Below are 22,353 nucleotides of genomic sequence, written 5' to 3'. Positions count from 1 at the left end.
GGGGAAGGGTCAGAATCCGCCTTACGCGGGATAATTCAATATTATCCCGTATAACTATTTTCGCCGACGAGCGGTCGTCTACCTGCTTTAATAGTATGTAATTACATGGTATGTAATACATTACGAAATAGAGTGGGGTGGCACGATGGCGCGCGCAGGACTCTATAAGAGTGACGTCCAGAAGGCGCGCGACGCGCTGCTGGCCCAAGGCAAGAAGCCGTCAGTCGACGCGGTGCGAGTGGCCTTGGGCAACACGGGCTCCAAGACCACGATCCACCGCTACTTGCGTGAACTGGAAGGAGAGGAAGGCGGCGGTCCGGCGAGGACGGTAGCCGTTAGTGATGCTTTGCAGGACTTGGTTGCGCGCTTGGCCTCGCGGCTCCAGGAGGAAGCAGAGGCCATCCTCACCCAGGAGCGTGAGCGCCATCAGGCTGAGCTCCACAGTCGGCAACAGGCGCTTTCCGGTGCCCAAGAGGAGGCTGCCGCCTTGAGCAGTCGGCTGCAGCGCACCGAATCAAGCCTGCACCAAGAGCAGGCTGCTCACGCCCTCCTTCAACAGAATCTAGGTGACAGGATCGCGGAAATCGCCCAGTTGAACGAGCGCATCGCTGGCATGACGGTGCGGCTGGCTGATCATGAGGCGCATACGCGTTCTCTGGAGGACAAGCATGCCCATGCCCGGGAAGCGCTTGAGCACTACCGCACTTCAACCAAAGAGCAGCGTGAGCAAGAGCTTCGCCGTCACGAGCATCAGGTCCAAGAGCTGCAAGTAGCCTTACGTCAGGCCAATGAAGCCTTGGGCGCGAAGAATCAGGAGCTGTTGGTGCTGAACCGCGACAATGGTCAATGGCTGGAGCGCCACGGGCGGATTGAGCGTGAGCTTGCCCAGCTACGACAGGCCCACGAAGGCCAACACAGCGAGGTCGTGGCGTTGCGCCAGACCGCGACGGACTATTTGGCACTGCAGGAGCGCTGGAAGACTGACGCCAAGACCTTGGATACCATGCGCAACGAGCTAGCTCAAGTTCAAGACACCCTTGCGCGGGAGCGTGAGCGCCGCGAGAGCGCTGAAGCCGATGCGTTGCGTGCCAATGCACGTCTTGAAGCGCTAGAGCCTCTACTGAGTCAACTGACGCCAGCACAAAATGCGGTGAAGAAAACTCGGCGCGGCCATGCGCAAGATGGGGGAGCCGACTGACGAGGCTGCTCGTTTGTCTGCTAGCGGCTGGGGTGGCGCTCACCTGTCCAGTACGCCCATTCCATAGGGACGACCCAATCTACAAACAGTTTGGCTACTGAGGACTCCGGTGCCAAATGATAGGGCTTGAACATGCCTTGCTCGGGCGAACTGGTCATCAGGTAGCGCAGGCGCTTCTGGACCTCCTGAAAGATGGCTTCCCGCACATGGGCGCTGTCGTGCACGCCAAGACGCATCGCCACCGAGGCACCTTGGCGTACCGCCGCCCAGCAGCAGTAACGCCACCGCGCGATCGGCAAGCCCCGCGGTCCGGATTGAAAGGCGAACCCCACATCACGTGCCCAGCCTGGGTCGAAGTGATGTTTGAGCAATTGCTGCTCCAGAAACTGCTCGGTCTCCCGGAGTGCAAGTTCATCCCACAGCTCCAGTTTCGCGTCCGCCAAGTCTACATCGTGTGCCATATCGCCGAGTTGGTCTTCCAGCACCGGGAGCAGGTGCCTGCGCTCGTGGGTATACCAGGCGAAAGCCCATTGCAGATCTTCGATGGGCGTGACCTCGGCATCGGGGCGGATCTGCCATCGATCCGCTGGCCAGGGAACTTGGATCAAGGCCAAGTCTCGCAGCGTGTCCAGCACCAGCAAGGTGGAGCGGCGTGTGGGCGCCACCGGTAGGCGTCGTAGCTGCGCGGCTAACAGTGCGGCTAGGAAAAGGGTGCCACGAAGGCCCAACTCCTCGATGCTGGCGACCCCAGATGGCGTCATTGACGAGGTTCCGGGCATGCGGTTTCCGGGGATGAGGGAGCGGCGTGGCTCCTGAGGGGGGGGGGGGCGGCGCTACCGGTGTCGCCGGTTGCCTCAAAGCTAAGAATATCTTAGTATGCAAGGCAGGGTACATCCGCCATCCTTATGGGGTCTCCATGGGGTGCGCGACGTGACTTTGTCCGTCGACTCAACACCGACCTTCGCTCGACGCCTCAAACAAGCCCGCCTGCACACGGGTTTGTCGCAGAAGGAGTTGGGCATCCGGGCCGGTCTGGATCCTCACGTGGCCAGCCCCCGAATCAACCAGTACGAGCGTGGCAAGCACGAGCCCATGCTGGAGATTGCTGAGCGGTTGGCCCAAGCGTTGGGGATCCCCGCCGCCTTCCTTTACACCGACGATGATCTGCTGGCCAAGTTGCTCCTGCGCTGGGGCTCGCTAAGCAAGCAGCAGAAGCGCGAGTTGGTGAAGCTGATCGAGGCCACGCCCGAGAAGTAAACCGAACAAGCGCTCGCCCTATGGGCAACTCTTCGCCTCAACCCGTCCTTTGGGCGCTTCTGGAGGGAGCTGCAGTGTCCGCGGCTAGTGCGACTGACAAGTCGCGACATCTCAGGCTTACTTGAGATTTTGTTCACGACCGATACACACGCGCCTTGTCTAAAGTGATATACCTTGTCGCCCGTGTCAGCCTCCTCACTTCTACTGCGACTGTTCCTGATCGCCATGCTCGTGCTTAACGGCGCGTGGTCGGCGTTTGCGTCCGTCAGTATGAACCCGGTCATGGAAGAGCAGGCCAGCGAAGTGGCTGCCGCGGTGCAAGTCGACGAAGACTGCTTCGCCCATCACAGTGCTGAGCATCATCCCGATGCCACATCGATTGAAAAGGCTGGCACTGGGCATGGCGACCATGCCGGTCCCGACTGTTGCAAGTCTTCTGCGTGCCGGTGCGCCTGCGTACACGCTTGCGCGAGCGCACTTCCTGCGCGCCTGCATGTTTCGGTGCAACTGGCCTTGGGCCTGGATGTCATGCCGCTGCCCCTAGGGCATGCGGCACCTGCCTTGCCTCATCTGATCCGACCACCGATCGGCTAAGCGTCCCTAGGCGCCGCAATGGCGCCGTTGGTGTGGCTTGCATGCCTGTTTAGGCCAGCCGCCCGCTCTGTACCACCGCCCGCCGGTGGCAACACAACGCTTGGAGCATTTTCATGTCGCATGATGATTTTCGTGGTCCACACGGTGGACCGCTGCTGCCTTCGCGGCGGCGATTTGTCCAGGGCTTGGCCTTGGGAGGCGCAGTCGCAGGATTAGGTTTCTGGCCCAAAGCCAGCTGGGCGCTCAAGGGCCCGGGACAACCCAACGTACTATCGGGCACCGAGTTTGACCTGACCATTGGCGAGACGCCGATGAACTTCACCGGCAAGACCCGCACCGCGATCACGGTCAACGGGTCCGTTCCGGCGCCGTTGCTGCGTTGGCGGGAAGGCACCACGGTCAACCTGCGTGTCTCCAATGCATTGCCCGCTAACTCCATCCATGGCGCGGACACCTCCATCCATTGGCACGGCATCATTTTGCCGGCCAACATGGACGGCGTGCCGGGCCTGAGCTTTGACGGTATCGGACGTGGTGAGACCTACCACTACCGGTTCACCCTGCATCAGGGCGGCACCTACTGGTACCACAGCCACTCAGGGTTCCAGGAACAAGCCGGGCTCTATGGCCCGATCGTCATCGACCCATTGGAGCCGGAGCCCTTCAGCTTCGATCGCGACTACGTCGTGATGCTGAGCGATTGGACAGACCTGGACCCGACGGCCCTGTTCGATCGTTTGAAGAAGATGCCGGGCCATGACAATTACTACAAGCGCACGGTCGGCGATTTTGCGCGCGATGTGAAGCGCAACGGCCTGTCGGCCACGTTGGAAGATCGCAAGATGTGGGGCGTGATGCGGATGACGCCCACGGATCTGTCCGACGTCAACGCCAACACCTACACCTACCTGATGAACGGCACGACCTCGCTGGGCAACTGGACCGGTTTGTTCCGCAGTGGCGAGAAGGTGCGCCTGCGTTTCATCAATGGCTCTGCCATGACGTACTTCGATGTGCGTATTCCGGGGCTAAAGATGACCGTGGTGGCAGCAGATGGCTTGTATGTCCATCCGGTTTCCGTCGACGAGTTCCGCATCGCGGTAGCAGAAACCTTCGATGTGATCGTGGAGCCCTCCGGGCAGGACGCATTCACCATCTTTGCCCAAGACTCCGGTCGCACCGGCTACGTCAGCGGCACGCTCGCCGTGCGCGAAGGATTACGCGCGCCCGTTCCGTCTGTGGATCCCCGGCCGCTGCTGACGATGGCAGACATGGGCATGGATCATGGATCGATGGATATGTCTGGCGGCAGCAAGGGCATGGAAGGCGGCTGTGGTGCGGCCATGGGTATGCCTGGCATGACCCCACCTGCCAGCGGTAACGCGACCTCGGCCCATGCAGGCCATGCGATGCCCGCCGCCGGCGATGGTGCCATGGCAGGCATGCAGCACGGGGGCATGCAATCACACCCTGCCAGCGAGACCAACAATCCCCTGTTGGACAACCAGGCCATGAGCGTGAGTTCGCGCTTGGATGATCCTGGTAATGGCCTGCGCGATAACGGCCGTCATGTACTGACGTATTCCATGCTCAAGAGCACCTTTGAAGACCCTGACGGACGCGACCCCGGTCGCGAGATCGAGCTGCATCTGACCGGACATATGGAGAAATTCTCCTGGGGCTTCAACGGTCAGAAGTTCTCCGATGTCGAGCCGCTGCGGCTGAACTACGGCGAGCGTATGCGCATCGTATTGGTTAACGACACGATGATGACCCATCCCATCCATTTGCACGGCATGTGGAGTGACGTGGAGGACGACAACGGCAACTTCATGGTGCGCAAGCACACGGTGGATATGCCGCCGGGTAGCCGACGCACGTATCGCGTGCGTGCCGATGCGTTGGGCAGCTGGGCGTTCCATTGCCACCTGCTTTATCACATGGAAGCCGGAATGATGCGCACGGTGAGGGTCGACGAATGAACATCAATAGACGCGATACCACCCTGACTGCGCTGACGCTGGCTATCTCGCTGGCCCTGGCCAATGCGGCCAGCGCCCAATCTATGCAGCACGGCTCCATGCCGATGGAGCAGGGCGCGCAGACCCAAACTCAGGATCACTCTGCACATCAGGCGCCGACATCAAAACCTGCGCCAGCCCAAAAGCCTGCAACACCGGCCAAGACGAGCGAAGCGACGATCGATCATGCGGCGATGGACCACGCCGCGCCGCAGGCTAAAACAGCCGAGCCTGCCATGCAGGGCATGGACCATTCGCAAATGGGGCACGTCTCGCCCGCGAGCACACCTGCGGCGCCCACAGCACAGGCGCAGTCGATGCAGGGCATGGATCACAGTCAGATGGCACAGCCCGCGGCGGCCGACACCTCCGGCACGGCCACGCCTGCGATGCGGGGGATGGACCATTCGCAGATGGGCCATGATTCGCCCGCGCCCGCTACACCAGAAGCGGGAATGCAATCAATGGAGGGCATGGACCACAGTCAGATGGGACACGGGCCTGCAGCGCCAACGCAGCCGCGCACCCCGATACCCGCGGTGACGGACGCGGATCGCAAGGCGGCCATCGCGCCGGAACACGCGCATCCGGTGCATGACAACTCGATCAAGAGCTACGTGCTGCTCAATCGCCTGGAAACCTGGGATGCCGATCCGGGCACCGGGCTGGGCTGGGAGGGCCAGGGCTGGATCGGTACGGACCTCAATCGCGTCTGGCTCCGCAGTGAAGGCGAACGCACGGATGGTCAGACCGAGTCGGCTGATCTGGAAGTGCTTTACGGCCGCAGTATCTCCACGTGGTGGGATGTGGTGGCCGGTGTGCGTCATGACTTCAAGCCTGGGGCATCGCAGAACTTCGCCGCTATCGGTGTACAGGGCTTGGCGCCGATGAAGTTCGAAGTGTCCGCCACAGCCTATCTCGGCGAAGGGGGCCAGACTGCCGCCAATGTCGAGGCCGAGTACGAATTGCTGCTAACCAACCGGCTGATCTTGCAGCCGCTGGTGGAAGTCACCGCCTATGGCAAGAACGATCCATTGCGCGGGATAGGTTCGGGTCTGAGTGCCGCTGAGGCGGGGCTACGACTTCGCTATGAGTTCACCCGAAAGTTCGCTCCCTACATCGGCGTGGTGTACGAGCGCGCGTTTGGCAATACCGCAGACATGCGACGCGAGCATGGCGAGTCCTTTGAAGACACGCGCTTGGTCATCGGCCTTCGTACCTGGTTCTAAGGGGAACTGACAATGAAATCCAACAAAAAGATGTGGGTATGGCTCGGTGCCGGCGTGGCATTGGTTGCGGTGGTCGCAACCGCCACGCTCTCTCTGGGCGTGTACAACGTGGCCGCCGACGATCCGCATAGTCGCCCGGTGTATGCGCTACTTGAAACGGCGCGCGAGCGTTCCATTGAGGTGCGCGCCGCCAAGCTTCAGCTACCCACGAACCTTGATGATCCTGAGCGTATCCGCCAGGGTGCGGGCAACTACAACGCCATGTGCGTGACCTGCCATCTTTCACCAGACGCGGCGGCCACCGAGATGAGCAAGGGCCTGTACCCCGCGCCACCGAACCTAAGCAAACAGCCGGTCGCTCCAGCTGAGGCGTTCTGGGTGATCAAGCACGGCATCAAGGCCAGCGGCATGCCCGCTTGGGGCGGCAGCATGGACGATGAGTTCATATGGAACATGTCGGCCTTCCTGCAGAAGTTGCCCACGCTGGACGCGACTGCGTACAAGGAACTTGTCGACAGCAGCGAGGGCCATTCGCATGGCGGCGGCGAGACGCAAGGCCACCATGACGACGAAAAGGCCGAGGATCACCCTGCCTTATTCGAGCCGGGCAACAACTCCATGCCGCATGCGCACCCGCCGGGCGTGGACGACGATCACCACGGCCCGACACCCAGCGACACGGAAGTCGGGTTGGTGAGCCACGGCCATCCCGACGGCAAGGTGGAGTCGCACCCTGCACCACACACGCCCGTGGCCGATGACGGCCATGCGCACCCCCATTGATCTTCTTGGAGCCCACGCAATGAACGCAACAGCAATCTCGTTCACCCTCGCACTGGCACTGGCCGTCGTGTCCCCCGCAATGGCGCAGGCGACACAGCCGCACGCACATCACCCCGCTGCCGCGGCATCTGCGGACGTCGACGTCCCAGTCACTGCAGAGGCCGCGGTCGCCGTAGCGGAGCGTTTCAACAGGGCCCTGTCTAGCGGCGATCTGGCCACGGTCGAAGCCCTGCTCGCTGCCGACGTTCTCATCCTCGAGTCCGGGGGCGCCGAACGCAGCCGCGAGGAATACATGGGCCATCACGCAGTCAGCGATGCGGCGTTCCTCAAGGGCGCCCATCGCCAGCTGCTCCGTCAGCGCGCACGAGCCGCTGGCGAGTTCGCGTGGGTCGGAACCGAAAGCGAGTTGCATGCCCAGAAGGATGGCCAGCCACTGACCGTCCAGAGCGACGAGACGATGGTGCTGAAGGAGACCGCGGACGGCTGGCGGATCGTCCACATCCACTGGTCCTCGCGGACCAAGCGCTGAGTCGAGAGATTGAAATGACTACGCTCACATTGCACCGTCTGACTTTTGTGGTCCTTGCCGTGGCTGGTCTGGGTGCTTGCACCCAGGATGCTTCATCCGCGCAACCCACAACCTCGCCCTCCGCACAGGTTGTCGTCCAATCAGCCGACGCGACTCCAGCAGCCCTGCCACGCATGACCGTCCACAAGACCCCGACCTGCGGGTGCTGCGGTGTCTGGATCGACCACGTGCAGAAGGCGGGATTCACCGTGGATGTGCACGACATGGATGACCTGGGTCTGGTCAAGGAGCGGTTGGGTGTCCCCTATGCAAAGGGCTCCTGCCACACGGCCGAGATCGGCGGATACGTCATCGAAGGCCACGTTCCGGCCGCGGACATCAAGCGTCTCCTCGAAGAAAAGCCGAACGCACGCGGCCTGGTCCTCCCAGGGATGCCGCTTGGTTCTCCGGGCATGGAGGTCCCGGAGGGACGCCAGCAGCCGTTCACGGTCGAGCTGATACATCGCGACGGAACCACTGAACCGTTCGCACAGCACTGATCCGTCGCAGCAACAGGGGACGGTGTTGCGGGCGCGCCGATTCTCGCCCGCGAGGAAGAAGGAGAACTACATGACTCACCATTCCGCAGCACACCGGCCCCAGGCCATGAACGAGTGCATCGACAACTGCACGCAATGCCATGCGATCTGCCTGGAGACCATCAACTACTGCCTGACCAAAGGAGGTGTTCACGCGGCCCCGGAGCACATCGCCCTGTTGGCGACGTGTGCCGATACCTGCGCAACCAGTGCCGACGCGATGCTGCGCGGTGCCAGCGTTCACGACGTGGTTTGCGGTGCCTGCGCGGAGATCTGCCGCCAGTGCGCCGATGCATGCGACGCCATGAACGACCCTGAGATGACGCGCTGCGCCGAAGTTTGTCGCCGCTGCGCGGAAAGCTGCAGCGCCATGGCAGCGTAATGCGTCGAGGATCCCGCCTGAGCCGGTGGGATCCTCGTCTCGCGAAAGCGGAAGTATCAAGAAAATCCGACAAATCGTGGTTTCAGTGACAGTCCGACATCTAACGCTTGTCGCATCGAACACAGCGCGGCCCCTCCCGAACGGGCTTTGCATCACATTCCAATGAGGATTTATCCATATGAAGTCGTCCAACGTCATTCGCTCCTTCGCGCTCGTCCTCGCAATCGCGGCCGGGCAGTTTTCGCTGCAGGTCGCGCACGCCCACGCCGCGCTGCAGCAGTCCACACCGGCGGCAAATGCGGTGGTGGCCTCGCCAGGCCAGATCGATCTCGTGTTCAACGAGACATTGATTCCGCGGGCGTCGCGTCTCAAGTTGCTCATGAAGCACGGCAGTTCCACCATGCCGATCGAGAATTTCACGACCGAGATCGTCAACAACGGCAAGACCCTGCGTGCCAAGTTGCCTGGACCGCTGGCTCCGGGCGTCTATACCGTGGAATACCGCGCCGTCGGTGGTGACAACCACCCCATGCCGGGCAGCTTCAGCTTCACGGTGCGCTGAGGAGTCGCGAATGTTCGACCTGTCGGCTTATGCACTGAGATTCTTGGAATACCTTGTCATCATGGTTCTTTTCGGGGTTCCACTCTTCGGTTGGTACGGGTCGCGTCGATCGGCACTCGCCGACGCCTTGGCCGGGTGGTCACTCATGGGCGTTCTATTGGCGGGTGCCGTAGCCGGTCTCGTGCTCACCGGGCTCGATGTCGTCTTCAAGACCGCGGGCATCATGGGAATGCCGCTTGCCGAGGTTGATCGCGCATCGCTTGGCTGGTATCTGCTCGAGACGTCCGCGGGCCGGGCAGCCATGGCGAGAGGCGCGCTGCTGGTCGCCCTGATGTTCGTGCTCGGATGGCATCGTCGCCGCGGGAAGGTGGAGACCGCCTTCCCGCTGGGGGCGATGCTGGCGGGCGGCGCACTCGCTTCGCTGGCATGGAACGGCCACGCCGCCGCTGGCGAGGGCTTGGCAGGCGCGGTCCGGCTTGCTGCAGGCATCGTCCATCTTCTCGCGGCAGGCGGCTGGATCGCAGCGGTCCTGATGTTCCTTGCCATGCTGCTGCGCGGCAAAGAGACGAACGGCAGCGGGCGTCTGCGATCAACGCATGACTTTCTGCATGGTTTTTCGACGCTGGGAACGATCTTCGTTGGTGCGCTCATCGTGTCCGGCATCGCGCACTACGGGGATCTCACCGCGTGGTCGTTTTCGGCCCTGTTCCAGAGCACCTACGGGAAGTTGCTGCTTTTCAAACTGGCCCTGTTCGCTGGAATGCTGGGTTTGGGAGCGCTGCACCGATGGACGCTGGTGCCGCGCTTGGAACGAGCGCTGACCAGCGGAGATCCCGCGCAGGAGGTGCGGGCTTTGCGGCAGAGTGTTACGGCTGAGGCCGCGCTGGCCATCTTGATCCTGATTGTTGTTTCAGTGCTCGGGACGCTCAGCCCCGAATAGCTGTGTAACCCGCAATGGCACACTGCCTTGGCAGTCCATCCCCACTAAAGCGAGCATCGGCATGAACTCACCGTCGTCCCATGACCATCACCATTCTGCAGGCGCAGCCCCTGTCGAGGCTGCGGATGGACGGGTCATCACCAATCCCGTCCGCTATACGGACGATGCTCCCCAGCAAGTTGAAGTGACCGCCCCAGCAGCGGTGGCCCAACCCAGCGGTACCCACGCCACGGTCTACACCTGCCCGATGCATCCGCAGATTCGTCAGCCAGGTCCCGGCACCTGTCCGATCTGCGGCATGGCGCTGGAGCCGGAGATGCCCTCGCTGGAGGAGGACGACAATCCAGAGTTACGCGATTTCACCCGAAGGTTCTGGTGGACGTTGCCTTTGACGTTGATCGTCCTGGTCTTGGCCATGCTGGGACACCGTCTGCCCGGCTTGTCCACGCAGGCGCGCACCTGGATTGAGCTCGTGCTGAGCGCCCCGGTGGTGCTCTGGGCGGGGTGGCCTTTCTTTGAGCGCTGCCTACAGTCCATCGGCAATCGCAGCCCCAACATGTGGACGCTGATCGGCATCGGCGTGGCCGCCGCGTTTGGCTACAGCGTGGTGGCCACCGTGGCACCGGACCTGTTTCCGGACTCTTTCCGCGAGCATGGACGGGTAGGGGTCTACTTCGAGGCGGCAGCGGTCATCGTCTCGCTCACCCTGCTCGGACAGCTGCTGGAACTGCGGGCGCGTTCCAAAACCTCGGCGGCCATCAAGTCCCTGCTGGGATTGGCGCCCAAGACGGCTCGCCGCGTCAAACCCGATGGGGGCGAAGAGGACGTTGCGCTGGATCACGTGCACGTGGGTGATCTGCTTCGCGTACGACCGGGCGAGAAGGTGCCGGTCGATGGGGAAGTCATCGAAGGCCGCGCCAGTGTCGATGAGTCGATGCTGACCGGTGAACCCATTCCGGTGGAGAAGGCTGTCGGTGATCACGTTATAGGCGCCACGCTCAACGGGACGGGCGCCTTAGTCATCCGGGCGGACAAAGTCGGATCCGGGACGGTACTGGCGCAGATTGTGCAGTTGGTAGCCCAAGCCCAGCGCTCCCGCGCGCCGATGCAGCGTATGGCGGACAAGGTGGCGTACTGGTTTGTCCTGGCCGTGCTGGCCACGGCGGTGCTCACGTTCTTCGGATGGGGTCTGTTTGGACCCGAACCGTCCTGGACCTTTGCCGTCCTCAATGCCGTATCGGTTCTGATCATTGCTTGCCCGTGTGCCTTGGGTTTGGCTACCCCCATGTCGATCATGGTCGCCACTGGCCGCGCTGCGCAGGTCGGGGTCCTGTTCCGCGATGCTCAGGCGATCGAGCAGCTACGTCTGATCGACACGTTGATCGTGGACAAGACCGGTACGTTGACCGAGGGGCGTCCAGCCTTTCGCGACACGCTCTCCAACGCCGGCTTCGACGCCGATCAGATCCTTTGTTTGGCCGGCAGCTTGGAGCAGGGCAGTGAGCACCCCTTGGCCGAGGCCATCGTGGCTGAAGCCCAGCGACGTGGCTTGAACCTGGTGGCCGCCCAAGATTTTGATTCGCTCACCGGCCAAGGCGTCCGCGGGCGCGTGTCCGATCAGGATGTCGTGCTCGGCAACCAAAGCCTGATGGCGTCGGTTGGCGCCGATGTAGCACCTTTGCAAAGCAGCGCCGAGCGTCTTCGGAAAGAAGGCGCTAGCGTGATGTTCCTGGCGGTCAATGGTCGGTTGGCCGGCGCCATTGCGGTGGCTGATCCCATCAAAGCCACGACCTTGCCTGCCTTGAACCTGCTACGTGCCGATGGCCTGCACGTGGTGATGGCCTCCGGTGACGCACAGGCGACGGCCGAGGCCGTGGGGCGCACGCTGGGCATCGAGGATGTGCGTGGTGGCGTCAAGCCGCAGGACAAGGCCGACCTGGTCCAGCAACTCAAAGCCCAAGGTCGTCGCGTGGCCATGGCTGGCGATGGCATCAACGATGCGCCGGCCCTGGCGGCAGCCGATGTGGGCATCGCGATGGGGACGGGCACGGATGTGGCCATGTCCAGCGCCCAGCTCACCCTGGTCAAGGGTGATTTGAGGCGCATCGTGCAAGCCCGTGCCATCTCGTCTTTGACGGTGGCCAATATGAAGCAGAACCTGGGCTTCGCCTTCGTCTACAACGCCATCGGCGTGCCTATCGCCGCCGGCTTGCTGTATCCCAGCTTCGGCCTTTTGCTCAGTCCGATGATGGCGGCCCTGGCCATGAGCCTGAGCTCGGTTTCGGTGGTCACCAATGCCCTGCGTTTGTCCGGCTCCACCGTTGTTGCCACCCCCCACCCTGACCGCGCCGATGAGCCTGCGCGCGGCCATTCCTGTCACTGATGGCTCATATCCCACAAGGAGTACTGCAATGAAGCGTTATGCCTCCCTCTCGATGATGGCCTTGTTCCTGATGGCGGGCGCGGCCTTCGCCGGCGGCCAGACCACCACGCCCACCACCGACCACGGTCAGCACAAGCCGGCGGCGGCCGATGCCGATTTCACCAAGCTCGATGCCAACAAGGACGGCTCGCTGTCCAAGGAAGAACTGGCCAAGCACAAGCTGGCGCCGCACTTTGGCATGCTCGATAGCAACAAAGATGGCAAGCTGAGCCCGCAGGAATTCGCTGCCGGCAAGGGTATGTAAGTGTTCTCAGCCCGGGAGCTGTTCCAACAGTTCGCGGGTTCTTCCGCCGTTCTGCCATTCCCACGGAGATTGTTATGTCCTCTTCGCACGGTACGCACGAAAACGCGCAAGACCCGCAGTCCCAGCACGCAAAACCGCACGCCTCACACCAACCTGCCCACCAGGCACAACAAGGGCATCAAGGCCATTACGGCCGCCTGTTGTTGATGATGGGCCTGTCTTTCGTGGCCATGTACGCATTGATGTACGCAATGGTCGATCAGTGGGCTAACGTCTATAACAACGTGAACCAGTTCTACATGGCGGGCCTGATGGCCGCTCCCATGCTGCTGATCGAGCTGTGGCTAATGTCCAGCATGTACCCCGATCGCCGACGCAATCTGATTCTGGCTGGTCTGACGGTGGCGTTCATGCTGTTCTGCTGGTGGGGCATTCGCACTCAAGCAGCGGTCACTGACAAACAGTTCATCCGTTCGATGATTCCCCACCACGCTGGCGCCATCCTGATGTGTGAGGAGAATCGTCTGAAGGATCCTGAGTTGGTGAAGCTCTGCCAGGACATTATTACCTCGCAGACACAGGAGATCGCGCAAATGAAGCAGTTGCTGGCTGAGCGTTCCCATTAGCTCACTGCCTTTTGCCAGCCGATATCACTTCACTGAGCCTGCGCACTGACCATTCGGTGGATCAAACGCGCGGCCACACGTGCGGTGGCTTGATCCGGATCCAGGGGCGGACACAGTTCCGCCACGTCGACCACACGTACCTTGCCCGAGGCCATGACCAGATCCAGCAGGGCTTCCAGGACCTCCAGACTCACCCCGCGTGGGTTGGGGGCGCTCACGCCCGGGGCCACCACCATTGAGTACGCCGGCAAGATCACCAGCGGCTTGGGTAGCTACACCCAGTGGCGTGGCTTGGGCTCACTGCGTATGGGCAAGAACCGTTGGACCGGCGTCTATTCGGCGCAGTACATCGGCAGCGCGGACGACATCATCGCCGTGCCCGACACGATCGGCTCGCATGTGTCCAGCGTGGTGTACCACAGCCTGCAACTGAGCTACGGCATCAAGAAGAAGTGGGATATCTCCGCCGGCGTTGAAAAAGTGCTCGATAAGAAGGCGCCGTTCGTGAAGAACAACCCCAACACCGACACCGACACCATGACGTACGACTTGCTGGGTCGTCGCTGGAATGTCCGCTTTGGTTACCACTGGTAAGCCACGATCACGAGGAGCTACACATCATGAGAAACACGCAACTATCCGCCACACTACTGCTGTTCGCTGTGGCCGGCAGTGCCGGTGCGCACGACCTGTTTGTCGCTTTCTCCAAGCCTGGCACCGCAGCGGGCGAGGCGAACACAGCGTTGGTGAACAATGGCACCTTCGATGAAAGTGCAGGTGCAGTCACCCGAGCGCGTCTACAGGACGTTTCGCTGAGTCAGGGCGGCGCTAAGGCTGCACCGGACTTGGCCAGTTGGAAAGAGGTCGGCAAGCAGAGCCAGCTCACCGTGCATCCGGCGGGCGAGGGCACCTATCTGCTGGGGGTCTCGACGATGGCCTCCACCAGCACGCGTACGGCCAGCGAGTTCGGCAAGTACCTGGAGTTGGAAGACTTGCCCGATACCCTGGCCACCTATGATGCGAGCAAGTTTCCCAAAGGGGTCACCTATAGCTATACCAAGCATGCTCGTACCATTGGACAGGTGGGCACAAAACTGACCGACGATTTCGCTGCCTCGCTGGGCTATCCGCTGGAGATCCGCTTGGCCCGCAATCCTGGAAGCGTGAAGGTCGGCGAACAGCTGTCGTTCCAGGTGCTGCAGCAGGGCACGCCAGTGCCCAACCTACGCGTGTACGTCGGTCATCGTGCTGACGCACCGGTCAAGGGTGGGCACGGTAGCGCTACGCTCCTGCGCACCGATGCCCAAGGCCAAGCCAGTTTCCAGGTGACCACCGCCAAGACCTGGTACATCCACACCAATCACATGGTGCCCTCTACACAAAAGGGTTTGGATTTTGTGTCGGATCGGGCGTCGCTGAGCTTTGAGATTTCCCCGCACGCCGGGCACTGATAAGTAAGCATGTAGGCGGTACTCTCCCCTTTGACGCCAGTCATGACTTCTTCCATGACTGGCGTCTTTTTGTGGGGACTTACCTCAAGTGCTCAGTCTGTCTCTCATTGGTCGCCCCGCGCCGCGCGCAATCCACGTCGCCGCACTAGATAGAACGCTGCGGGAATCACCACCATAGAGAGCACCGGTGCGGTGAGCATGCCACCCAGCATCGGCGCGGCGATACGTTGCATGACCTCCGAGCCGGCACCGGCACCGACGAAAAGCGGAAACAACCCGGCCAGGATGACGGCTACCGTCATCGCCTTCGGGCGCACCCGTTGCACGGCGCCTTCGTAGATAGCCTCCTGCAGGGTAGACACATCTTCCGGCGCACCGCTGGCCAAGCGCTGCTCCCAGGCATGACGCAGGTACAGCAGCATGATGACGCCGAACTCAGCCGCAACGCCGCCCAGGGCGATGAATCCGATCATGCTGGCCACCGAAATCGCATGGCCCAGCCCCCAGATCAACCAGAAACCGCCCACCAACGCCAAGGGCAAGCTGAGCAGGATGATGGATACATCGCTAAGCCGGCGAAACACCATCCAGATGACCAGGAAGATGATCGCCAACGCCGCGGGCACCACCCATTGCAGGCGTGCCAAAGCCCGTTGCAGATACTCGTACTGCCCCGACCACGCCAGACCATAGCCGGCAGGCAAACTCACCTGGGTCTGCACCGCGGCTTGCAGGTCCTGGACCACCGATCCCAAGTCGCGATCGGCCACATCCACGTAGATGTAGCCCACCAACCGGCCGTTATCGCTCTTGAGCATCGGCGGGCCTGGGCTGATTGACAGCTCCGCCACCTGGCTCAAGGTCAGTTGCACACCGCCTGGCGCGATCAGCGGCAGATCCTGCAAGGCCTGCAACGAGTCACGCTGGCCACGGGGGTAGCGCAAGACGATGGGATAGCGTTCGCGCCCCTCGATCGTTTCCCCGATTGGATCACCGCCAACGACCGTGGCAATCAGTTGCTGGAGTTGGCCTTGAGTGAATCCGTAACGTGCAGCGATTTCCGGGCGCACCTGTACATCGACATAGCGCCCACCCGTGACGCGTTCGGCCAGTGCCGAACTCACGCCGGGCACAGTCTTGGCCACCTGCTCGATCTGCTGGCTCAGGCGCTCGATCTGCTCCACATCGGGTCCGGAGACCTTGATCCCAATCGGGCTCTTGATGCCGGTGGCCAACATATCGATGCGATTGCGAATGGGCGGGACCCATAGGTTGGTCAGACCAGGAATCTTGACCGCTGCGTCCAACTCCTGGCGTAGCTTCTGGGGGGTCATGCCCGGGCGCCATTGATCCCGCGGCTTGAAGGTCACGGTGGTCTCAAACATTTCGATCGGTGCCGGATCGGTCGCACTTTCGGCACGGCCCGCCTTGCCGAACACGTGCTCAACCTCCGGTACGGTCTTGATCATCCGGCCCGAGAGCTGGAGCAACTGACGGGCCTTGTCGGCGGACAGGCCGGGCAGGGCCGTGGGCATGTACAACAGGCTGCCTTCTTCCAAGGGCGGCATGAACTCACTGCCCAACCGGCTAAAGGGGATCAAGGTGAGCACTAGCAGCAGGCCGCTGAGCAGCAAGGTGACACCGGGATGTTTGAGGACCCACAGCAGGATGGGCCGATAGCCAGCGATCAGGATGCGATTGATGGGGTTCTGCTGTTCCGGGCGGATGCGGCCGCGGATCAGGTAGCCCATCAAGACGGGGATCAAGGTCACCGACAACCCTGCTGCGGCGGCCATCGCGTAGGTCTTGGTGTAGGCCAGAGGCGAGAACAATCGCCCTTCCTGCGCCTGCAGGGCAAAAACCGGCACGAAAGACAGGGTGATGACCAGCAAGCTGGCGAACAGGGCCGGTCCGACCTCGGCCGCCGAGCGGGCCATCAGCTGCCAGCGCTCCTCACCCTGAGGTTCCCGGCCGTGCGCCTCCCGCCAGTGCTCCAGATGCTTGTGTGCATTTTCGATCATCACCACCGCTGCATCGACCATCGCACCAATGGCGATGGCGATGCCGCCTAATGACAGCAAGTTGGCGGAGATCCCCTGGGCGTGCATCACGATGAAGGCCGCCAGGATACCCAAAGGCAGGGTGATGACGGCCACCAACGCCGAGCGTAGGTGCCACAGGAACAGCAGGCATACCAGCGCTACGACCAGAAACTCTTCGCCAAGCTTGTGGGTGAGGTTGCGTACCGCATCCTGGATCAGCTCGGAGCGGTCGTACACCGGCACCACTTCCACGCCCTCGGGCAAGCTGGATTGCAACGCCTGCAGTCGCGCTTTGACGTTCCGAATGGCCCCCAAGGCATCCTTGCCGGTCCGCAGGACGATCACGCCGCCGGCCACCTCACCTTGACCATCCAACTCTGCGATACCACGACGGAAGACCGGCCCGCGACTGATCGTGGCCACCTCGCCGAGCAGGACGGGGATGCCGTCGTTGCCGGTTACCGGCACCTGTTCGAACGCCTCCTGTGTGCGCAGGTAGCCTTCGCTGCGCACCATCAGTTCGGCTTCGCCTTGTTCGATCACCGAGCCCCCGGTAGCGCCGTTGGCCGCATCCACCGCCTCGATGAGCTCGGCCACCGTCAGTCCACGGGCCGCCAACGCCTGCGGATCGGGCTGGATCTGCCAGGCGCGCACCGCACCGCCCACACTGGCTACTTCAGCCACGTCCGGCACGGTTTTTAGCTCATAACGAAGAAACCAGTCCTGCAACGCACGCAGCTGCCCCACATCACGTTGACCTGTCCGATCCACCAAGGCGTACTGGTAGATCCAGCCCAGTCCTGTCGCATCAGGACCCAGCGCCGGATTCACATTCGGCGGAAGTCGATCGCGTACCTGGCTCAAGTACTCGAGCACTCGAGAGCGCGCCCAGTAAAGATCAGTGGCATCGTCAAACAGGATGTAGACGAATGAATCACCGAAGAAGGAGAAGCCGCGTACCGCCTTCACGCCCGGCACGGACAACATCGTGGTGGCCAACGGGTAGGTGACCTGGTCTTCGATGATGCGCGGGGTTTGCCCCGCCCATTGCGTGCGGATGATGACCTGGGTATCGGACAGGTCCGGCAGCGCATCCAGCGGCGTGTTCTTTACCGACCAGATACCGACCACCGCCAGCAGCGCGGCGGCAACCAGCACCAGCACGCGATTGGCGATGCAAGCATGGATCAGGCGCGCGATCATGGTGTGCCCTCCATCGCTTCGGACATGACCTCGCTTGCCTGGCAATCAGCGGCTGCGGCGGGGCCGAACTTGGGTACCAACTGCATATCCATGAACGGTGACTTGCCCGGCTTGTCGAAATGCTTCTCCGGCACCATCGGGTCATACCAGTACTGCACCGGGCAGCGCGGCGGCGTAGAGGTGGAGGTGTCTGGCGCGACAGGCGCCGGCTGTCTGGATGGTGACGGCACGACAGTGCGTGGTTCGTGCCCGGCGTCATGGCCCTCGTGCACACCTGATGCGCTGGCAGGGCGTGTCGGTTGTGCAGCACCCAGGCGCTCCAACGCACCGGAGAGACTGGCTTCGGAGTCGAGCAAGAACTGACCCGAGACGACCACGCGTTCACCACCGGCCAAGCCTGCCACGATCTGCGTGCGCCCTTGCACGCTACGTCCCACACTCACCCGCACTGGCCGGAAGCTCCCGTCCGGATCCTGCACGATGACCCGGCTGTCCCGCCCGGTGGCGATCAGCGCCTCCGTGGGAACGACTGGCAGGGCCTGCTCGGCGTCGGGCTGCACCAGAACCTCGGCGAACATGCCCGGCACCAGCCGACGCTGCGGGTTGCGCAGCACAATTCGCGCCCGCTGCGTGCGACTAGCCATGTCGACCTGGGGAAGCAACGCCTGGATCTGTCCGGCAAAGCGCTCTGCCGGCCAGGCACTGACCGTGGCCTGCACTGAGGTCCCCGGCCGCAAGGTGCCCAGCGCTGCCTGGGGTACCGAGGCCTCCAGCCACAACGTGTCCAGCCCATTGATCTTGAACAGTGGCGTACCGGGCATCACCGTCTGTCCCTCGCGTGCCAGGATCTCGGTCACGACACCACTGTGGTCTGCGCTAAGCACGACGCCACTTCTGGCCGAGGCGCCAGAAGGAACACCCAACGAACGCAACCGTTGTTGCGCCGCACCCTGCAGCTCACGCGCGCCCGCGGACTGAGCTTGGCTCAGGGCATGTGCTTCGGCGATGGCCGCGTTCCATGCCGGGGCCTGCACGGTGGCCAGCGTTTGACCACGACGAACCTCGGTAAACGGCGCCTTTACCTGCACGTGGGTGATCAAGCCTTCCATGCGCGCACTGATCACGCTTTCCTGGGTCAGATCCCACGTCAGTGTGCCCGGCACGCGTACGGCAGTCCCTAGTAACTCTACCGTCACTTCCTGAGTGCGTATGCCCACGTTCTGCTGCAGGCGCGGATCGATCTGCGTTCCGCCCCCTATGGCCTCATCTGCGTATTTGGGCAGCAACTCCATATCCATGAACGGAGATTTGCCCGGCTTGTCGAATCGCTGCTCCGGCGCCATGGGGTCGTACCAGTACAGCACCTTGCGTGCTTGATCTGCGACGCTCGTGCCGGGGGGCGGGGTGGTATCAGAGGTTCGAGTCATCCAGGCGTAGCCGCCGGCAAAGCCGAGCGCCAGCAACCCGAGGGCCACGGCGAGCTGTGTGAGACGCGTCTTGGTCGGGCTCATGGCGTGTTCTCCTCATGGGGTAGCAGATAGGCCAGTGCCGCCCAGGCACGGCCCTGTTCGCCCAGCAGACGGGCGTTCTCCAGGTGCAATTCGATCTCATCGCGCCGCGCTTCCAGCCACGGCTGCAGGTCGGCACCGGCGCCGTAGGCGGCCAACGCCGTGCGTGCACGATCGCGCGCCAAAGGCAGGCTCTGCGTGTTCTGGCGCTCCAACTGGCCGGTTAACCCGCGCCATCGCGCTATCGCGCGTTGCACCGACTCGGCTTGGATGCGCCGGGCCTCATCGCGCTCTGCGGACACCGCCTCCAGCTCGGCCCGCCGTGCCGCGATGCCTCGTGCTTGGCGGTTCTTCTGGAACAGCGGCAGGCCCACACCCACTTCCACCATGAGCATGTCGCTGCGCGCCATGCCGTCGGGTGCGCGCTCGCGACGTCCGTAGGTGAGCTCCACACTCCAATCCGGGCGGGTTTCGGCCACGGCCGCATCCACCTGGGCCTGGGCTAAGCTCTCGCGTGCCTCCCAGCCCAGTAGTGGCGTGTGTTGGTCCAGTTTGGCCAGCAGTTGGGTGGGCTCCAATGGCAACTGCGAAAAATCCGGTGCCGCACCACTGGCCAAGATCGCCTCTGGTGCAATACGCAACCACCGCGCCAGGCCGGCCTGCGCGGCGGCGTGCTCCGCATGTACCTGCTCCAGGCGATTGTCCAACTGCAGTAGGGCGGCCTGGGCGGCAAGCACATCACTGGCCCCGTCCGTGCCGCCTGCCAAGCGAGCACGCGCCGCACGCTCGGCTATACGGGCCGGCTCGCGCAGACCTTCCAACGCATCTACGGCTTGCTGCGTACTCCACAGCTCGATCCAGGCCAGCGCGGCCGCTTGGGCCACCATCTGCTGTTCGGCCATCGACAGTGAGCGCGCTTGCGCCAGCGTCGCTTGCGCCAACGCGTGCTCGGCACGTCGTTTCGCACGCGCAGGAAACTCCTGCATCAGACCGATTTGCTGGGTGGTCATCTCATCGGCCCGCAAGCTGAAGGCATCGGGTCCGCTGACGGGCCAGTTCGCCAGCCCCACGATCAAACGTGGGTCGGGAAGCGCGCCAGCACGCGCGGCTTCTTCGGTACTGGCATCGATCTGCGATCGGCGCACCTGCAGGGTTGGGGCGTTAGCAAGCGCCCGTTGTAGGGCTTCTGTGTAGCTGATCGGGATAGCGGGCGATGCCGCCAGCACAGGACCACTGAGCGCCAGGGCAAACACGAACCCACACGCCATCTTGCGCCTTGCACGCAAGAAGAAAGACATCTCCATAAGACCTCCGGGAAACGACAACGAGCGCGCTGCAACGCATGCAGCACGAGCACGGGTCAATCCAGGAGGGGGCTTAAATCAGCAGGCTACAGAAGCGCTGCAGGGGAGGCGGATCGGACACGCACACCGGAACATCCCGATACAACTGCGCGTGTACCGGTGGCAACAGAGCCTGCACCAGCGCGAAGGCGGCCAGCGCGGGCTGGTAAGGCACTTGAGGGGCCTTCGCATCGGCCGTGGCGATGTGATCGCGCTGGCAATGCTGGTCGCACAACGCCGGAGCATCGGGATCCGGCGTGGACATCTCTTCGCAACCGACCATCAGGGTCGCTTGTCCAGCTTCCACCGATTCCAGCGGACAGGCGTAAGCCACCAGCGCGAGTTGCTGCAGCAGCAGCGCCCACAGTCCCAGCCATGCCAGTCGGGCACGAGAACGGGGTCGCCGCCATCGCCTCAGCAGCCTCACCATGACAGCTCCCGCACGCCCGAAGCAGCGCCTGCGGACGCTGGGCAGATCAGGGCAGGGGACGTGCGAGCTCTCATGATGGCCAGTCTAGCCCTCTTGGGGCCGACTGTCATTGATCAGGATCAAGCCCTCGCGCGGACTCAGCGGTGGCATCCGCCGCAGCAGGAGGATGCGACGGCCGGGGCGGCCGGCGTACCAGCCTCAGAAGGGAGCACCGCAGCGATCACATAGCCTTGCCGCTGGATAGCCTCAACCGCCTGTTCTACGGCAAGCAGGCCCTCGATCTTGACCACGCCACTGCCCAGATCGACGTCCACCTGGGCGTGGGGGTCAAGGGCCTGAATGGCTTGGGTGACCGTTCGGACACAGTGACCACAGGTCATACCTTCAACAACGAGATTCATGGACAACCCTCCAAAAGCATCGGCGGTTTGCCGACGGCGTGACGATGAGCCTTCCCACGGTGGGAAGGTCAAACGACAGGCAAGTTGAGTGGTAATCCGTCCCGCGTTGTTGACCTTCCCATCATGGGAAGGCTCAGGCTACCTGCTCGTTCCTATTGGCCCTCACTCCATGGACATAACGCGCACTTATGCGAATTACGTTATTGATTATATTACATTAATACAGGAATCGCAAGGTCTGTAGTTGCACCGTGCCCTGGCCGGCCACAAACGCGATAAGCTAAGCATTCCTTAGTGCTAGTCATTCTTGATGTCATGACGATGCCATCTGAGCGCACCCGCAATGTGCTGCAGGCGGGCGCGTTCCTCAGGCAGCTAGCGGCCAGCCAAGCCGTGCCTAAAGAGGTGCGGCAAGAGGCATATCGACTGCTGCGGCACTATCCAACCGTCAGCGACATCGAGGCGATTGCTGAGCACGAAGAGCGGCTGCGAGCGCTGACCCAGTCGGCCTTCGTACGACCCTACCTGAGCAGCGAGATCGAGGCGGATTGGTTCTCCGGGTACCCGCTTGGCCCTCATCGCATCTGAC

24 protein-coding genes are annotated in these 22,353 nt (G+C 62.6%); 17 read left to right on the top strand and 7 right to left on the bottom strand.

Translation table 11 applies throughout. From position 1 onward, the window contains the following. Nucleotides 1-145 precede the first annotated feature (145 nt). On the top strand, nucleotides 146-1,198 hold the full coding sequence (locus tag N5J29_RS01455) for a DNA-binding protein (protein ID WP_164152740.1): 1,053 nt from the start codon (nucleotides 146-148) through the stop codon (nucleotides 1,196-1,198). A 20-nt stretch (nucleotides 1,199-1,218) separates the two neighbouring features. Here N5J29_RS01455 and N5J29_RS01450 read toward each other — a convergent pair whose 3' ends face one another. Continuing rightward, the gene (locus tag N5J29_RS01450) at nucleotides 1,219-1,977 is read right to left on the bottom strand and encodes a hypothetical protein (RefSeq protein WP_279924085.1); all 759 of its coding nucleotides are present in this window, start codon (nucleotides 1,975-1,977) and stop codon (nucleotides 1,219-1,221) included. A gap of 151 nt (nucleotides 1,978-2,128) precedes the next feature. Between N5J29_RS01450 and N5J29_RS01445 the strand changes: the two genes are divergently transcribed. The 13 genes from N5J29_RS01445 (at nucleotide 2,129) to N5J29_RS01385 (ending at nucleotide 13,386) form a co-directional block, all read left to right on the top strand. Next, nucleotides 2,129-2,455 (top strand): helix-turn-helix transcriptional regulator, encoded by a 327-nt coding sequence (locus N5J29_RS01445; protein ID WP_012480219.1) that lies wholly within the window; start codon nucleotides 2,129-2,131, stop codon nucleotides 2,453-2,455. A gap of 174 nt (nucleotides 2,456-2,629) precedes the next feature. Next, nucleotides 2,630-3,049, top strand: a complete 420-nt coding sequence (gene copL, locus N5J29_RS01440) for a transcriptional regulator CopL (protein WP_012480218.1) — start codon at nucleotides 2,630-2,632, stop codon at nucleotides 3,047-3,049. A 113-nt stretch (nucleotides 3,050-3,162) separates the two neighbouring features. Further along, nucleotides 3,163-5,031 (top strand): copper resistance system multicopper oxidase, encoded by a 1,869-nt coding sequence (locus N5J29_RS01435; RefSeq protein WP_046935492.1) that lies wholly within the window; start codon nucleotides 3,163-3,165, stop codon nucleotides 5,029-5,031. Continuing rightward, the gene (locus N5J29_RS01430; RefSeq protein WP_164152049.1) at nucleotides 5,028-6,299 is read left to right on the top strand and encodes a copper resistance protein B; all 1,272 of its coding nucleotides are present in this window, start codon (nucleotides 5,028-5,030) and stop codon (nucleotides 6,297-6,299) included. The genes N5J29_RS01435 and N5J29_RS01430 overlap by 4 nt, the downstream gene beginning before the upstream one ends. Before the next feature lie 12 nt (nucleotides 6,300-6,311). Continuing rightward, nucleotides 6,312-7,082, top strand: a complete 771-nt coding sequence (locus tag N5J29_RS01425; protein WP_005413420.1) for a cytochrome c — start codon at nucleotides 6,312-6,314, stop codon at nucleotides 7,080-7,082. Next, entirely contained in the window at nucleotides 7,066-7,611 is a 546-nt protein-coding gene (locus N5J29_RS01420) for a nuclear transport factor 2 family protein (protein WP_223224792.1), read from the top strand. Before N5J29_RS01425 ends, N5J29_RS01420 begins: the two co-directional genes overlap by 17 nt. A 173-nt stretch (nucleotides 7,612-7,784) precedes the next feature. Next, nucleotides 7,785-8,150 carry a DUF411 domain-containing protein gene (locus N5J29_RS01415; protein ID WP_019184727.1) on the top strand — a complete coding sequence of 122 codons (366 nt, stop codon included), beginning with the start codon at nucleotides 7,785-7,787 and terminating at the stop codon, nucleotides 8,148-8,150. Between the two features lie 70 nt (nucleotides 8,151-8,220). Beyond that, nucleotides 8,221-8,571 carry a four-helix bundle copper-binding protein gene (locus N5J29_RS01410; protein ID WP_012480213.1) on the top strand — a complete coding sequence of 117 codons (351 nt, stop codon included), beginning with the start codon at nucleotides 8,221-8,223 and terminating at the stop codon, nucleotides 8,569-8,571. Between the two features lie 178 nt (nucleotides 8,572-8,749). Beyond that, nucleotides 8,750-9,133, top strand: coding sequence for a copper homeostasis periplasmic binding protein CopC (copC, locus tag N5J29_RS01405; protein WP_005413416.1), 384 nt, complete (start codon nucleotides 8,750-8,752; stop codon nucleotides 9,131-9,133). A gap of 10 nt (nucleotides 9,134-9,143) precedes the next feature. Then, nucleotides 9,144-10,073 (top strand): copper homeostasis membrane protein CopD, encoded by a 930-nt coding sequence (copD, locus tag N5J29_RS01400; RefSeq protein ID WP_017354978.1) that lies wholly within the window; start codon nucleotides 9,144-9,146, stop codon nucleotides 10,071-10,073. Nucleotides 10,074-10,134: 61 nt separating this feature from the next. Then, complete coding sequence (locus tag N5J29_RS01395; RefSeq protein ID WP_219625521.1) at nucleotides 10,135-12,456, top strand: copper-translocating P-type ATPase; 2,322 nt, start codon at nucleotides 10,135-10,137, stop codon at nucleotides 12,454-12,456. 28 nt (nucleotides 12,457-12,484) lie between these two features. Further along, nucleotides 12,485-12,760, top strand: a complete 276-nt coding sequence (locus N5J29_RS01390) for a hypothetical protein (protein WP_005413412.1) — start codon at nucleotides 12,485-12,487, stop codon at nucleotides 12,758-12,760. Between the two features lie 74 nt (nucleotides 12,761-12,834). Continuing rightward, entirely contained in the window at nucleotides 12,835-13,386 is a 552-nt protein-coding gene (locus N5J29_RS01385; protein ID WP_031269107.1) for a DUF305 domain-containing protein, read from the top strand. A gap of 29 nt (nucleotides 13,387-13,415) precedes the next feature. Here the strand turns inward: N5J29_RS01385 and N5J29_RS01380 are convergent, their stop codons facing one another. Continuing rightward, a complete protein-coding gene (locus N5J29_RS01380) occupies nucleotides 13,416-13,604 on the bottom strand; it encodes an arginase family protein (RefSeq protein ID WP_187756563.1) in 189 nt (62 codons plus the stop codon). A 46-nt stretch (nucleotides 13,605-13,650) separates the two neighbouring features. Here N5J29_RS01380 and N5J29_RS01375 point away from each other — a divergent pair, with 46 nt between their 5' ends. Next, entirely contained in the window at nucleotides 13,651-13,980 is a 330-nt protein-coding gene (locus N5J29_RS01375; protein WP_223025135.1) for a TonB-dependent receptor, read from the top strand. A 26-nt stretch (nucleotides 13,981-14,006) separates the two neighbouring features. After that, entirely contained in the window at nucleotides 14,007-14,837 is an 831-nt protein-coding gene (locus tag N5J29_RS01370) for a DUF4198 domain-containing protein (RefSeq protein ID WP_049452571.1), read from the top strand. A gap of 104 nt (nucleotides 14,838-14,941) precedes the next feature. Here the strand turns inward: N5J29_RS01370 and N5J29_RS01365 are convergent, their stop codons facing one another. From N5J29_RS01365 to N5J29_RS01345, 5 genes are all read right to left on the bottom strand, one after another. Then, nucleotides 14,942-18,082, bottom strand: a complete 3,141-nt coding sequence (locus N5J29_RS01365; protein WP_005413407.1) for a CusA/CzcA family heavy metal efflux RND transporter — start codon at nucleotides 18,080-18,082, stop codon at nucleotides 14,942-14,944. Beyond that, on the bottom strand, nucleotides 18,079-19,593 hold the full coding sequence (locus N5J29_RS01360; RefSeq protein ID WP_164152052.1) for an efflux RND transporter periplasmic adaptor subunit: 1,515 nt from the start codon (nucleotides 19,591-19,593) through the stop codon (nucleotides 18,079-18,081). The genes N5J29_RS01365 and N5J29_RS01360 overlap by 4 nt, the downstream gene beginning before the upstream one ends. Further along, nucleotides 19,590-20,894 carry a TolC family protein gene (locus N5J29_RS01355; RefSeq protein ID WP_197622654.1) on the bottom strand — a complete coding sequence of 435 codons (1,305 nt, stop codon included), beginning with the start codon at nucleotides 20,892-20,894 and terminating at the stop codon, nucleotides 19,590-19,592. The genes N5J29_RS01360 and N5J29_RS01355 overlap by 4 nt, the downstream gene beginning before the upstream one ends. A gap of 73 nt (nucleotides 20,895-20,967) precedes the next feature. Beyond that, a complete protein-coding gene (locus N5J29_RS01350) occupies nucleotides 20,968-21,363 on the bottom strand; it encodes a hypothetical protein (protein ID WP_005413404.1) in 396 nt (131 codons plus the stop codon). A 137-nt stretch (nucleotides 21,364-21,500) separates the two neighbouring features. Next, on the bottom strand, nucleotides 21,501-21,743 hold the full coding sequence (locus tag N5J29_RS01345) for a cation transporter (RefSeq protein WP_224482004.1): 243 nt from the start codon (nucleotides 21,741-21,743) through the stop codon (nucleotides 21,501-21,503). 315 nt (nucleotides 21,744-22,058) lie between these two features. Here N5J29_RS01345 and N5J29_RS01340 point away from each other — a divergent pair, with 315 nt between their 5' ends. Beyond that, nucleotides 22,059-22,352, top strand: a complete 294-nt coding sequence (locus N5J29_RS01340; protein ID WP_223224794.1) for a BPSL0761 family protein — start codon at nucleotides 22,059-22,061, stop codon at nucleotides 22,350-22,352. The last annotated feature ends 1 nt before the right edge of the window (nucleotide 22,353 follow it).

The organism is Stenotrophomonas sp. GD03680 (assembly GCF_029844625.1).
Lineage (GTDB): Bacteria > Pseudomonadota > Gammaproteobacteria > Xanthomonadales > Xanthomonadaceae > Stenotrophomonas > Stenotrophomonas maltophilia_P.
The sequence above is the reverse complement of the archived record's forward strand: the minus strand, read 5'-3'. Positions and strand labels throughout refer to the sequence as shown.